We start from the raw sequence: 12,973 nt of genomic DNA on the forward strand, positions 1-12,973 counted from the left end.
GCCCGCTACCCCTGCGCCATCACCTCCCGGCACCGCTTCAGCAGCGCCTCGTCCTTCGGGATGTCCTGACCGGCACATCCGCTTCCGCGGACGGTATGGCGGCGCGGCGTGGCCAGTTCGGCGGCCACCAGGTCCCGTAAGGGAGCGGCTGCGGAGCCCATGGCGAGCAGGCACCGGGCGATCGGGGCGCGGGTGTGCGGGTTCTCGGACCAGGCGGTGCGGAACACCGGCAGCACGGGGCCCGGATCCCCGTCGACGCACCACAGGGCGTACGCCGCCGTCACCCGTTCCCCTGCCGGCCGCCCCGACCGGGTCACCCGCCGCAGCTCCGGTACGGCAGGGCGTGCGGCGGAGCCGAGCCTGGAGAGCCGGCGTGCGGCAAGACGGCGGGCGGCCGGTCCTGCGCGCCTCAGCTCCCTCAGCAGGACCGGGAGTACGGCCGTCGTGTCCCCGTCCGCCGACCACAGCGCGCCCGCCGCGAGGGCGGCGTGCCGGGTGTTCAGCAAGTCCCGCAGCAGTGGTCTCGCGCACCCCGCAGCACCCAGTGCCTCCAGTGTCCTGATCACGTCCGGGACGAGGGAGTCCCACGCCACCGGGCGGCCCCCCGAGCCGGGCAGCAGCCGCAGCACCTCCGGGACCGCCTCCGTGTCCTCGACGGCCCGGACCGCCGACAGCAGCGGAGGAGCTAGTTCGGCGGCGGAAGAGGCCAGGGGGATCCGGCCGAGCCGGAGCCGTAACGCAGGGGCGAGCGGGACCGCGGCCCGGCCCAGGTGGGTGAGTTCGAAGCCCAGACCGTCGGGGGCGACGGGGCCGGCCAGGAGCTGGGCCAGTACCGGGACTGCTCGTGGATCGCCGGTCCTCGCCAGGGCCTTCAGCGGGCCGCCCAGGGTCGGGCAGGCGCGTTCCCAGCGGTGCGTCCACAGTTCGGGCCGGGCGGCGACCAGCGCGTACAGGTCGTCCGCGGCCGGCGCGGCCAGGGCGTACAACTGCGCCAGCACCGAGACCGCCGCGTCCCGTAACCGGTCCTGATCCGCCTTCACCTGGGCGCCGATCAGGGTGACGGGTCCGGTGTAGTCGGCGCGCCACTCGCGGAACAGGCCCGCCGACATCCACACGGCGTTGCACCGGTCCACCGGATCGGGGCTGGTCAGCTGCCCGGTGAGCAGGGCGATCCGGTCGCCTGTCCGGTCGCCGAGTGCGGTGTGCAGCGTGCGCAGCAGATGGGCGCCCTCCTCGTCGGAGGGGCGCAGCCGCCGTAACCGCCCCACCAGGGTGTCCGGGTCGGCGGGATCCGAGGGGTCCGGCACGCGGGCGCGCTGGGCGGACCTGTCCCGCAGCAGCCGCACGGCCGCCGGCACCAGGTCGGCGGGGAGCCTGCCGGGGGCGGTGAGTGCGAGCTGGCCGAGTGCCGCGAGCCGCGGCGCCGGGGCGTACGGCGGTGCGCTCTGCGCGGTCAGGAGGTCCGCCGCGGCGTCGGCGTGCCCCTGGTTGCGGCGGCCGAACAGGCCGAGGGCGTCGGTGAGGGCCAGCAGGACGCGTTCGTCCCGCTCGGCGCGGAACCGCCGGCGCAGCAGCTCCAGGACCTGTCCGGGCTCGTCCAGGAACCGCACCACGGCGTCCGCCGCGGCCCGGCGCACCCCCGGGTCGGGATCCTCGGCGAGGGCCACGAACGACTCGGCGTTCGCGCACACGGCCGAGCGCGCCCGCGGGTCGCCGCCCGCGCTGTCCGCGCCGATGCGGACCAGCAGTTCCACGATGCCGCCCCGCTCCGGCACCGCCTCGCGGGCCGCGAGCGAGAACAGGAAGGGCACGCACGCCAGCGTCGAGTCGTACACCTTGCCCTGGTGATGCACCGCGCCGTACAGGCCGTCGAGCGCGGTCTCCCGCTCGGCGGCGTCCGCGGAGGCCAGTGCCCGCAGCCATCCGGGCACCTCCTCCGCGCTGCCGTACGCGTGCCGCAGCGAGGCCCAGTCGACCTCGTCGATCCCCGTGAACACGTTGTCCTCCCCCGGGCGAGTGCACCTGATCGCGAGTCTGCACCACGGCACTGACAACGAAGCGGAAGCACGTGCTGACTGTGTGCGATCCGTCGGCTGTCACCAGCCATGGACACGACATCCGGGGGAGGGCGTCAGTTCAGGTCGGGCAGGGCCCGTTCCAGGACGGCGTCGAGGTCCGCCGCGGCGGGCAGGGTGCCGAACGAATGGCCCCAGTCGCCGCCCAGCCTGCTCGCGCAGAAGGCGTCCGCGACCGGGTGCGGGGCGTGCCGGACCAGCAGCGATGCCTGGAGGGTGAGGGCCATCCGCTCGACCAGCCGCCGCGCGCCCACCTGGCCGGTTTCGGTCAGCTGCGCCTTCAGCCCGGTCACGGCCGTGTCCAGCCGGGCGTCCGCGCCGCGTGCGAGTGCGAGTTCGGCGAACAGGGCTTCGGCGGCCTCCGGTTCCCGGCCGAGGGCGCGCAGCACGTCCAGCGCGTTGACGTTTCCCGACCCCTCCCAGATGGACAGCAGTGGGGCCTCCCGGTAATGGCGGGGCATGCCGGAATCCTCGACATAGCCGTTGCCGCCCAGGCACTCCAGCGCCTCGGCGGTGAACGCCGGGCCCCGCTTGGTCACCCAGTACTTGCCGACCGCGGTGGCGATCCGCCGGAAAGCCCGCTCGCCGGCGTCCCCGCGCACGGCCCGGTCCGCCGCGCCGGCCAGGCGCAGGGTCAGTGTCGTCGCCGCCTCCGACTCCAGGGCGAGGTCGGCCAGGACGTTGCGCATCAGGGGCTGGTCGAGGAGCCGGGCGCCGAACGCGCTGCGGTGACGTGCGTGGTGACCGGCCTCGACGAGCGTCTTGCGCATCAGGGTGGCCGAGGACATCACACAGTCCAGCCGGGTGCAGTTGACCATCTCGATGATGGTCTTCACGCCGCGCCCCTCCGGTCCGACCAGCCAGGCCACGGTCCGGTCGAACTCCGGTTCGGAGGAGGCGTTGGACCGGTTGCCGAGCTTGTCCTTCAGCCGCTGGATGCGGAAGGTGTTGCGGCTGCCGTCCGGAAGCACACGGGGCACCAGGAAGCAGGACAGGCCGCCGGGCGCCTGCGCGAGCACCAGGAAGACGTCGCACATCGGCGCAGAGGTGAACCACTTGTGCCCGCGCAGCGTGTACACGCCGGGCTCGCCGGTGGGCGTGGCCTCGGTCGTGTTGGTGCGCACGTCCGAACCGCCCTGCTTCTCGGTCATGCCCATCCCGGCGAGCAGGCCCGGCTTCTCGGTCGGGACGCGCAGCCCCGGGGCGTACTCGCGGCTGGTGAGCAGCGGTTCGTAAACCTTGGCCAGATCCGGCTGGGCGCGCAGCGCCGGGACGGCCGCGTACGTCATCGACGTGGGGCAGCCGTGTCCGGCCTCGGTGTGCCCCCACACCAGGCCGCCCGCGGTACGGGCCACGTGCGAGCCCGGCCGCTGGTCCGCCCAGGGGGCGCCCGCCAGGCCTTCGGCGACCGCGGTGCGCATCAGGTGGTGCCAGCTGGGATGGAAGTCGACCTCGTCGATCCGGTTGCCGTAGCGGTCGTGGGTGCGCAGCTCCGGCTCGTGCCGGTTGGCCTGCTCGCCCCACTCCTGCGCCTCCTCACCGCCGGCCCGCAGGCCCAGACGGCGGATGTCGTCCTCGGCCCAGCCGGCGCCCTCCCGGCGCAGGCCCTCCAGCAGCGCCGCGTCGTCGGAGGCGTCGTAGGGGGCCAGGGGCGGGGCCTGGTTGGTGACGTCGTGCGTGGCGTGCTGCTGACGAGGGTGTGACGGCGACTGCGTCGGCGTCTGCGCGGGTGTCGAGACCATGAGGCTATGTTGCGCTTGATCTGCGGCTGTAGCAATGATGCAACATGAGGCGCACGTACAGTACGTGCCCATGCGCATGAACATGCCCGCCGAGCCCGGTGAGGCCGGCCTGCGACCGCTGTCCGCGCGGTCTGTCGTGCTGAGCCTGCTCCTCGGCGCGCACCCGCCGCAGCTTCCGGTGAAGGACCTGGTCCGGCTGGTGGAGCCCTTCGGGGTCGGTGCCTCCACACTGCGGGCCGCGCTGAGCCGGATGGTGGCCGCCGGAGACCTCCGGCGCACGGACGCCGTCTACGGACTCAGCGACCGGCTGCTGGCCCGCCAGCGCCGCCAGGACGACGCGGTGCATCCCCGCACGCGCGCGTGGCACGGCGACTGGGAGATGGTGGTGATCACTGCCACGGGCCGCGGCCCCGCCGAACGCGCCGAGCTGCGCGCCCGGTTGGTCGCCCTGCGGCTGGCCGAACTCCGCGAGGGCGTCTGGCTGCGACCGGCCAACCTGGGCCGGCCACTGCCGGACGATCTCCACCGCGTGGCCCGGACGTACACGGCCCGCCCCGACGAGTCCCCGCAGGACCTGGTCGCTCTCCTGTGGCCGCTGGACGACTGGGCGGCCACCGCCCGGAGCCTGCTCTCACGGACGGGCGGTGCCCGCCGTCCGGCCGACCGCCTCACCGCGTTCGCCGCGGCGGTACGCCACCTGCTCACCGATCCCGTCCTGCCCCCGAGCCTCCTGCCCCCCGACTGGCCGGGAGAGGCGCTGCGCACCGCGTACGCCGCGTACCAGCGGGACCTGGCGGCTTCGGTGGGGCGGCGCGAGCACCTGGCGTGACGCCCCCGGACGGGTTTCAGACGGACCGGTGGTACTGGTCCGGCACCCGCACCTCGCCGCCGAGTTCCCGGGCCGCATGGCGGGCCCAGGACGGGTTGCGCAGCAGCTCCCGGCCCAGGAGGACCGCGTCGGCCTCGCCGTTGGCCACGATCTTGTGGGCATGGCCGGCCTCGGTGATCAGCCCCACCGCGGCGACCGGCAGCGATGTCTCGGCCTTCACCCGGGCGGCGAACGGGACCTGGTACCCGGGGCCGGTCGGGATGCGGACGTCGGAGACGTTGCCGCCCGTGGACACGTCCAGGAGGTCGACGCCGTGGGCCCGCAGATCGCCGGCGAACCGAACCGTGTCGTCCGGGGTCCAGCCGCCCTCCTCCAGCCAGTCGGTGGCCGAGATGCGGAAGAACAGCGGCTTGTCTTCGGGCCACACCGCCCGCACCGCGTCGACGACCTCGAGGGCGAACCGGGTGCGGTTCTCGTACGAGCCGCCGTAGGCGTCGGTGCGGTGGTTGGAGTGCGGGGAGAGGAACTCGTTGATCAGATAGCCGTGGGCGCCGTGGATCTCGACGATCTCGAATCCGGCGGCGAGCGCCCGGCGCGCGGCGTCGGCGAACTGGCCGACGATGTCCCGGATCTGGTCGGTCGTCAGCTCGGTGGGCTCCGAGTGGCGTTCGTCGAAGGCGACCGGGCTCGGTGCGAGCGGCTGCCAGCCGTGCGCCTCCGGTCCGACCGGCGCTCCGCCCCTCCACGGCCGTTCGGTCGAGGCCTTACGGCCGCCGTGCCCGAGCTGGATCGCGGGCACCGTGCCCTGCGCCACGAGGAAGCGGGTGATCCGGCGGAAGGCCTCGGTCTGGGTGTCGTTCCACAGACCCAGGTCGTACGGCGAGATCCGGCCCTCCGGCGAGACCGCCGTCGCCTCCACGACGATCAGTCCGGTGCCGCCCGTGGCGCGCGCCGCGTAGTGCGCGAAATGCCAGTCGTGCGGGACACCGGCCTGCGGGCCGTCCGGCTCGGCCGAGTACTGGCACATCGGGGGCATCCACACCCGGTTCGGGATGGTCACCCCGCGCAGGGTGATGGGCGCGAAGAGAGCACTCACGACAGACTCCGTTCGTTCACGGGACCGAATGGCTACTCGTACGATAGACGTCGTAGTACGAGAGATGTCAAACTACGATGGTCCTCGTACAATGCAGGCAGGCGAGGGAGAGGAAGTTGCCGTGACCGACGTGACCGACGTGACGGGCGCCGTCGCGCCCGGCCGTGCGCTTCCGCATCCGGAGCGGGAGGAGATCCGGCTGGAGGCCGTGCTGCACGCCCTCTCCGACCCGATGCGCCTGCGCATCGTGCGTGAACTCGCGGACGACGGAGGCGAGTTGACCTGCTCGGACTTCGAGCTGCCGGTGACGAAGTCCACCACCACGCACCACTTCCGGGTGCTGCGCGAGAGCGGGGTGATCCGGCAGGTCTACCGCGGCACGGCCAAGATGAACGGCCTGCGCCGGGGCGACCTGGACGACCTCTTCCCGGGACTTCTCGCCAGCCTCCTCGCAGCCGCCGACCGGCAGTCCGCCCGCCTCCACGACGCACCCTGAGCCGGTCCTCCCGGCGGCGGCCACGGATCAGTGACGGATCACCGGATGCCGGACGACCGCCGGGGGACGCGTCGGCGCCCTAGGCGGACCGTGCTGCTCCCAGGAGCCTGTCCCAGTCCGCCAGTTTGACCACGCTCCGCCCCAGCCGCGCACCCAGCTCCGCCTCGGCCCGCTCGATCGCCTGCCAGCCGGTCCACGGCACCGGCTCGATCCCCGCCGCCCGCAGCGCCGCGACCGCGTCCTCCGGCACCTGCCTGGACGCGAGCGCGGGTGCGTCGGCGAGCAGAGCGGTCGCCGTCTCCTTCCCGCAGGGCCGGTTGGTGCCGATGACACCCGTCGGCCCACGCTTGATCCACCCGGCGACGTACTCGCCCGGGGAGACGGCGCCCTCGCGGACGACCCTTCCCTCCAGGTGCGGGACGGTGCCGGTGGCCGGGTCGAACGGCAGCCCCTCCAGCGGCACCCCGCGGTAGCCCACCGAGCGCAGCACCAGCTGCGCCGGTACGTCCTCGTAGCGGCCCGTGCCCGTGACGCCGCCCTGTCCGTCCGGCGCGGTCCGTTCGAACCGCACGGCGCCCACCCGGCCGTCGTGCTCCAGCAATTGTGCGGGGCGCAGGAAGAACCGCACATGGATACGGCGGGCCGCGCCGGAGGACGGTCGGTCCGCCCAGCCGCGCACGACCTCCACATTGCGGCGCCGCGCGGCGGGCAGCGTGGCGAGATCAACGGTGTCCAGCGCCAACTCGGCCCGGTCCACGATGACGTGGGTGTCAGGCAGACCGCCCAGCTCACGCAGCTCCTTGGTGGTGAACCGGGCCTGCGAGGGGCCGCGCCGGCCCACCATGTGCACATCGGTGACCCGGCTCGTCGCCAGCGTGTCCAGCGCCTCCTGCGGCATGTCCGTCGGACGCAGCTCCGTGACGCCACGGGCCAGCATGCGCGTGACGTCCACCGCCACGTTGCCCACCCCGATGACGACCGCCGAGCGCACACCGCTGAGGAAGCCGGCGTCCCGTGCGTCGGGATGTGCGCTGTACCAGGACACGAACTCGGTCGCGGACCAGCTGCCCGGCAGGTCCTCGCCGGGAATCCCGAGCCGGCGGTCGGTGGCGGCGCCCACGCAGTACACCACCGCGTGGTACATGCTCCGCAGCCGCTCCACGGGCAGCCCGCCGGGCCCGCCCACCGGAACGCCGCCGAGGAACCGTACGCGCTCGTGCTCCAGCACCGTGCGCAGGCTGCCCTGCAGGGACTTGATCTTCTCGTGGTCCGGGGCGACGCCGTACCGCACCAGGCCGTACGGGCACGGCAGCCGGTCCAGGACGTCCACGCGCACGTCCGGGTCCTGCTGAACGAGGCTCTGGGCGGTGTAGCACCCGCTCGGCCCGGAACCGACGACGGCGACACGCAGCACAGCGGTACTCCCTGCCCGGAGGAGGTGGTGTGCGGACGCTTCCAGCATGACACCGACGGAGCCGTGGCGGCAGAGGCCGACGGGGTGATCCGGGGGGGCGATGGATCGGTCGTGGCCGTCCCGTCGGCAGCTGTGAGGCTCTGGCGGGTCCTGCCCGTCAGGTGTCCGGGAGGTGGGCCTGTGATGCGGCCGGGGAGGCCCGGCCGGTCAGCCGGTCAGGGCGGCGAGTCCCGCGGTTCCGGCATGTCGGAAGAACTTGCGGAGGTTGTGGCAGGCGGCGCGTAGGCGCCGCTCTCCACGAGCGCCGTTCTCGCCGCGTAGGAAGAGCTGACGGCCGTTGGTCGTGTAGTCGAGGGCGTCGCAGGCGTTGGCCGTCGGTGTGGTCCGCGAGAACCGGTCCCGGGTCCAGCACCTCGTCGACCAGGTCGGTGACGAACCGGGCGAGGTGGCCCTCGGGCAGTCAGTCGTCCAGCGATGGCGGCAGGGGCGGCCGCTTCGCCCTGACCGGCTCGACCTCGAGCAGTCCGTCCTCGCCGTGCATGGCGGGGTCATCGCGTGCGGAAGATCACGAGACACAGGCGGGTCTGCCGCTACTAGGGCCCGCTCCTAGGGGCAGGTGACGACCTGGCCCGCCCAGGACAGGCCGCCGCCGAAGGCGAGCAGCAGGACGGGGGAGCCGGAGGGGACAGCGCCGTCCTCGGTCAGCTTGGACAGGGCCAGGGGGACGGATGCGGCCGAGGTGTTGCCGGAGTCGACGACGTCCTTGGCGACGACCACGTCCTCGGGCAGGTCGAGTTGGCGTACGACGGCCTCGATGATGCGGAGGTTGGCCTGGTGGGTGACGACGCCGGCGAGGTCGTTGGGGGTGAGTCCGGCGCGGTGGCAGGCCTCGCGGGCGATGGCAGGCAGTTCGCTGGTGACCCAGCGGAAGACGGTCTGGCCCTCCTGGGCGAAGTGGGGATGCCAGTCATCGACCAGGCGGACGGCATTGCTGCGGGTGGGGTCCGAGCCCCAGGCGACCGGGCCGACTCCCTCCTCCTCGTCGGCGCTGATGACCGCGGCGCCCGCGCCGTCGCCGAGCAGGACGCAGGTGCTGCGGTCGCTCCAGTCGGTGACGTCGGACATCTTCTCGGCGCCGATCACAAGGGCGTGCCGGGCGGCGCCCGCTCGTACCGCGTGGTCCGCGCCGGCGAGGGCGGTGCAGAACCCGGCGCAGCCGTTGTTGAGGTCGTAGGCGACGGCGGAGGGGATGTCGAGGCGGCCTGCGACCTGGGCGGCGATGGAGGGGCAGCGATCGACGGCGGAGCAGGTCGCCACGGTGATCAGACCGATGTCGGACGGTTGGAGGCCGGATGCGGCCAGCGCCTTGCTCGCGGCGGCGGCTGCCAGGTCGGTGACCGACTCGTCCCGCGCGGCGATCCGCCGGGTGGCGATCCCCGTCCTGCGGCGGATCCAGTCGTCGCTGGTGTCGACCATGCCGGCCAGGTCGTCATTGGTGAGGACATGGGCGGGCTGGTAGTGCCCCAGGGCGGCGATACGGGATCCAGGCACAGCGATGCTCCTTGGTCGGACAGCAGTGCCGGGAATATAGCAACCGATCGGTCGGAAGCTAAACGGGTGGTCGTTGGCTACGATGACGGCATGAGCCCCCGCAAGTCCGTCGCCGAGGCCCGCAGGACGCGGGAGCGGATCGTGGAACATGCCATCGCCGTCGCCTCGGTCGAAGGCCTCGAAGGGCTGACCATCGGGCGGCTCGCCACGGATCTGGGCATGAGCAAGGCCGGAGTACTCGGACACTTCGGCACCAAGGAAGCTCTTCAACTCGCCACCTTGGAAGGGGCGTCAGCGGTCTTCGCGCGCACGGTATGGGAACGGGCGCAGCACGAAGAGCCCGGCCTTCCCCGGCTGTGGGCCGTCTGCGGCGCCTGGATCGCATACATCGAGACGGAGCGCGAGGTCTTCCCCGGCGGCTGCCTCTTCACCACCGCAGCCGTCGAGTTCGACGCGCGCAGCGGCCCCGTGCGGGATGCGGTGGCGCGCCTGCACAGGGTGTGGCGCCGACGGCTGGCCGGTGAGGTACGCATCGCCGCCGACCGCGGCGACCTGCCCTCCGGCACGGATCCCGAACAGGTCGCCTATGAGCTGGTGGGGCTCTACATGGCGTTCAACCAGGAGATCCAGCTCTTCGCCGATCCGGCCGCTGCCGAGCGCACTCGCCGGGCCCTGGCTCGTCTCTTCGGACAGGAGCAAACGTCGTCCGACGGATCATGAGGGGGGCCGACGGCCTCTTCTCGGCCGGCCCGACCTCGAAGAGCCCGAACCGCAGGCGGTTGCCGGTTACCGAGACACGCTCCCGGCCGACGTGGTCTTGGTCGGTGAGGGGTGCCTGCCGCTCGAGGACACCGAGGTACGGCCCGCCCTGTCCCCGGCGTACTGCACCGGCAGCGGATCGGGCCCGGCCGTGCCGGACCGGTCCGCGACGGCTTCCGCGTACCGCGCGGCCTGACGGTGCTCGCTCGACGGGTGCCTGCCGGTCGCCCAGGAGAACCGCACCACCCAGGACGAGGGTGCCGACCCGGTCCTCGCGTTGATGCGCCGACCAGTCACAGCCGGCGCCGGTCGCTCGGGATGATCGCCCAGGTGCGCGACGCGGGGTTCCTGCCGCCCCGCACGCACGCCGCTGATCGGGGGCGTAGGGCTTCCGGTGGACCGGGGGACTTCCGGATGCCGTCGACGGGCCGACGACGAGGAGGAGACGCCGAGGGTCAGGAGGCGCCCGTGCGGTCCTCCGTCGCGAAGAACCGCGACAGGTCCTGGTCCGGCGCCCCGGCACCCGGACCGCTCCCCGGCGGCATGCCCAGCTCCCAGTCGAGCCGGTACCGCGTGAACAGCTCGGCCCGCAGTGCAGGGACCGGCATCGGCACCCCCGGCACCAGCGCCGAGTACACCGCACCCATCAACAGCGCCCGCAGCATCGCGTAGTCGGCCGCGACGTCCTGGGAGCCGTACCGGGCGACCGTGTCACTCAGCAGTTCCTCCAGCCGGCGCTGCTCCGGGCACTGCACGAAACCCTCGTCATGGAGCAGCCCGGCCATGTGCTGACGCATCAGCACGGGCCGGTCGTGGGCCAGGCCCAGGACGGCGTCGATGGCCCGCGCCATCCGCTCCCGGCCGTCCTCGGTGCGCGGCTCCCGCTCCAGTGCCTCCTCCAGTGTGCGGTGCATCAGCCGGTGCACCGCGGACTGCACCAACTGGCGCTTGCCGGGGAAGTAGTACGACACCAGCCCCCGCGCCGAGCCCGCCCGGTCGGCGATGTCACCCAGGGTCGTGGCCTCGAACCCCCGCTCGCCGACGAGTTCGACGGCGGCCTGCAACAGCCGCTCCCGGGAACGTCGCCGCAACTCTTCATTGACCGAGGCGCTTCGCGGGGACATCCTGTAACTCCTGCGTTGACTGGCTGCCAGCCAACTATACTCAACGCAGGGGCCGCAGCCATGTGCGCGGTCCGCTCAGAGCTGCCGTCCGTCTGGGGCGACACGGGGGATCGTCTCAGACGGACGGCCACGCAACGACACAGGCGCACAGCCGACGAGTTCCTGCCCGCAAAAGCCGCGTGACGAGGCTTCCGGCAGAGGCGGCGGGATTCAGCCGACCAGGTCCAACACCGGCGACAGTGCGTCCGGGCGTTGTGCCACCGGCAGATGGTCCACGAAGTGCACCCGGCAGCCGAGCGCTGCGGCCCCGCCGTCCGCCACCCGGTTGTCCCCGACCATCAGCACCCGCCGAGGATCGGCGCCGAGCGCCTCGCACGCGACAGAGAACAGCCGCGGGTCCGGCTTCTGCACGCGGTGTTCGTACGACAGCACATAGGCGTCCACATACGCGTCGAGGCCGTGCTCGCGGAACACCGGGCGCAGGTCCCAGCCGATGTTGCTGACCACGGCGACGCCCGTCCCGCGCTCGCGCAACGTGCGCAGCACCTTTTCCGCGTCCGGGTACGGGCTCCAGGCGGCGGGGGACATGTGCCGGTCGTACAACGTGTCGTGCAGGCTCGGGTCGGGCAGCGGCACCAGGCGGGACAGGCCCGTGTAGGCGGCACGGTGCTGCTCCGTGCTGCGGTCCCGCTCCGTCCACAGCCCCGCCAGCTCCGCCGGTACGTCCACCGGTTCCGCCCCGCCGGGCAGTGCGCCGGCCGACTCCAGGGCCTTCGCCGTCGCGGTCAGTTCGGGCTCGGCCATGACATGCCCGGTCTCGTCCAGCACGGCGCGCAGCCAGGACTCGGTCGGCTCGATACGGAACAGCGTCCCTGAGAAGTCGAACAACACTCCCTGCATGTCCGGGACTCTACCCCGGCACCGTCCACCGCGGGGGCCCTCAGCCCAGCGCGCGAAGCCCCGGGACGAACGCCACCAGAACCGGGAGCACCGGTACCAGCGCGGCGACCGCCGTCAGCCGCAGCCGGTGCAGTGCCGGGAGCCGGTCCGGCGGTGTCAGCAACCGGTGCACACGCTGCGGGACATGGGCCTGCGCAGCCGGGCACGGCCCGAACACGCCGCGCTCCTCGTTGAGTTCGACCAGTGCCAGAGCGGTCGTCAGCCGGCCGAAGCGCCGCGAGGCCATGTCGTCGGCGGCCAGTTCGACCAGCCGGTGCATCTCGGCTTGGAACGCCGCGAACACCGGAATCCGGGGGAATCCGTCCGCCAGTGCGGTGGAGCAGTGCAGCAGCCAGTCGTGCCGGGCCTGCGCGTGTCCCTGCTCGTGGGCGAGGAGGGCGTCCAGTTGACGCTCCTTCAGGCGGCGCAGTGCGGCTGTGGTGATGACGAGCTGCGGCGCGGCGCCGGGCAGCCACCATGCGTCGGGCCGCTCGCCCTCCAGCACCACCAGCCGGCCGCTCACCTGCTCCTCGCCCGGCAACAGCGGTGCCCGCACGCGAAGTTCGGCCCGCCGAGCCCGCCGCCGGCCCCGCGCCCGTACGACCTCGCGTACCAGCATCGCCAGGCTCCACAGCCCACCCAGGGCGAGCGTCATCGCGGTGGCCGCCGCCCAGGGGCCCGCCGCGCCGAGGGCATACGCGTCCACCACAGCGGGCGGAGCCGTGGCGAACACATGCCCGCGCACGGCCTGCCAGGCAGCCGCCGCGCTCAGTGTCATCGACAGTGCGCAGCACAGCAGGACGGCCGCCACCACGCACTGCCAGACCCACAGGGCGACGACCGGCTCCCGGTCCAGCCAGTCCGCCCGGGCGAGCAACCGCGGGGCGAGGACGGCGGTCAGGGCGCCGAGCAGCAACAGGGCCACGGGGACCATCATGGTCAGCACCC

The 12,973-nt window shown here is 73.1% G+C and carries 12 protein-coding genes and 1 pseudogene; 4 read left to right on the forward strand and 9 right to left on the reverse strand.

Annotated elements, in window-relative coordinates:
- Positions 1-5 precede the first annotated feature (5 nt).
- Positions 6-1,997, reverse strand: coding sequence for a HEAT repeat domain-containing protein (locus tag K7G59_RS12070; RefSeq protein WP_225833316.1), 1,992 nt, complete (start codon positions 1,995-1,997; stop codon positions 6-8).
- A 134-nt stretch (positions 1,998-2,131) separates the two neighbouring features.
- On the reverse strand, positions 2,132-3,817 hold the full coding sequence (locus K7G59_RS12075) for a DNA alkylation response protein (RefSeq protein WP_225833318.1): 1,686 nt from the start codon (positions 3,815-3,817) through the stop codon (positions 2,132-2,134).
- A gap of 70 nt (positions 3,818-3,887) precedes the next feature.
- On the opposite strand from K7G59_RS12075, the gene K7G59_RS12080 reads away from it, so the two are divergent.
- Positions 3,888-4,646, forward strand: coding sequence for a PaaX family transcriptional regulator C-terminal domain-containing protein (locus K7G59_RS12080; protein WP_225833320.1), 759 nt, complete (start codon positions 3,888-3,890; stop codon positions 4,644-4,646).
- 16 nt (positions 4,647-4,662) lie between these two features.
- Here K7G59_RS12080 and K7G59_RS12085 read toward each other — a convergent pair whose 3' ends face one another.
- Positions 4,663-5,742: an NADH:flavin oxidoreductase/NADH oxidase gene (locus K7G59_RS12085; RefSeq protein WP_225833322.1), complete on the reverse strand. Its 1,080-nt coding sequence runs from the start codon at positions 5,740-5,742 to the stop codon at positions 4,663-4,665.
- Between the two features lie 130 nt (positions 5,743-5,872).
- Between K7G59_RS12085 and K7G59_RS12090 the strand changes: the two genes are divergently transcribed.
- Positions 5,873-6,238, forward strand: coding sequence for an ArsR/SmtB family transcription factor (locus tag K7G59_RS12090; RefSeq protein ID WP_374114219.1), 366 nt, complete (start codon positions 5,873-5,875; stop codon positions 6,236-6,238).
- Between the two features lie 79 nt (positions 6,239-6,317).
- Here K7G59_RS12090 and K7G59_RS12095 read toward each other — a convergent pair whose 3' ends face one another.
- From K7G59_RS12095 to K7G59_RS12100, 3 genes and pseudogenes are all read right to left on the reverse strand, one after another.
- Positions 6,318-7,652, reverse strand: coding sequence for an FAD-dependent oxidoreductase (locus K7G59_RS12095; RefSeq protein WP_225833326.1), 1,335 nt, complete (start codon positions 7,650-7,652; stop codon positions 6,318-6,320).
- A 373-nt stretch (positions 7,653-8,025) separates the two neighbouring features.
- Positions 8,026-8,175 (reverse strand): annotated as a pseudogene (locus K7G59_RS35300) (IS1182 family transposase); the annotation flags it as partial.
- An 83-nt stretch (positions 8,176-8,258) separates the two neighbouring features.
- Entirely contained in the window at positions 8,259-9,203 is a 945-nt protein-coding gene (locus K7G59_RS12100; protein WP_225833329.1) for a beta-ketoacyl-ACP synthase III, read from the reverse strand.
- A gap of 90 nt (positions 9,204-9,293) precedes the next feature.
- On the opposite strand from K7G59_RS12100, the gene K7G59_RS12105 reads away from it, so the two are divergent.
- Positions 9,294-9,923, forward strand: a complete 630-nt coding sequence (locus K7G59_RS12105; RefSeq protein ID WP_225833331.1) for a TetR/AcrR family transcriptional regulator — start codon at positions 9,294-9,296, stop codon at positions 9,921-9,923.
- A gap of 91 nt (positions 9,924-10,014) precedes the next feature.
- Positions 10,015-10,158 carry a hypothetical protein gene (locus tag K7G59_RS12110; RefSeq protein WP_225833333.1) on the forward strand — a complete coding sequence of 48 codons (144 nt, stop codon included), beginning with the start codon at positions 10,015-10,017 and terminating at the stop codon, positions 10,156-10,158.
- 259 nt (positions 10,159-10,417) lie between these two features.
- Here the strand turns inward: K7G59_RS12110 and K7G59_RS12120 are convergent, their stop codons facing one another.
- From K7G59_RS12120 to K7G59_RS12130, 3 genes are all read right to left on the reverse strand, one after another.
- Positions 10,418-11,086 (reverse strand): TetR/AcrR family transcriptional regulator, encoded by a 669-nt coding sequence (locus K7G59_RS12120; RefSeq protein WP_225833336.1) that lies wholly within the window; start codon positions 11,084-11,086, stop codon positions 10,418-10,420.
- Positions 11,087-11,296: 210 nt separating this feature from the next.
- Positions 11,297-11,986 carry an HAD family hydrolase gene (locus tag K7G59_RS12125; protein ID WP_225833338.1) on the reverse strand — a complete coding sequence of 230 codons (690 nt, stop codon included), beginning with the start codon at positions 11,984-11,986 and terminating at the stop codon, positions 11,297-11,299.
- 40 nt (positions 11,987-12,026) lie between these two features.
- Positions 12,027-12,962 (reverse strand): M56 family metallopeptidase, encoded by a 936-nt coding sequence (locus tag K7G59_RS12130; protein WP_225833340.1) that lies wholly within the window; start codon positions 12,960-12,962, stop codon positions 12,027-12,029.
- Positions 12,963-12,973: the final 11 nt, after the last annotated feature.

Source organism: Streptomyces sp. NK08204 (assembly GCF_020400585.1).
GTDB lineage: Bacteria > Actinomycetota > Actinomycetes > Streptomycetales > Streptomycetaceae > Streptomyces.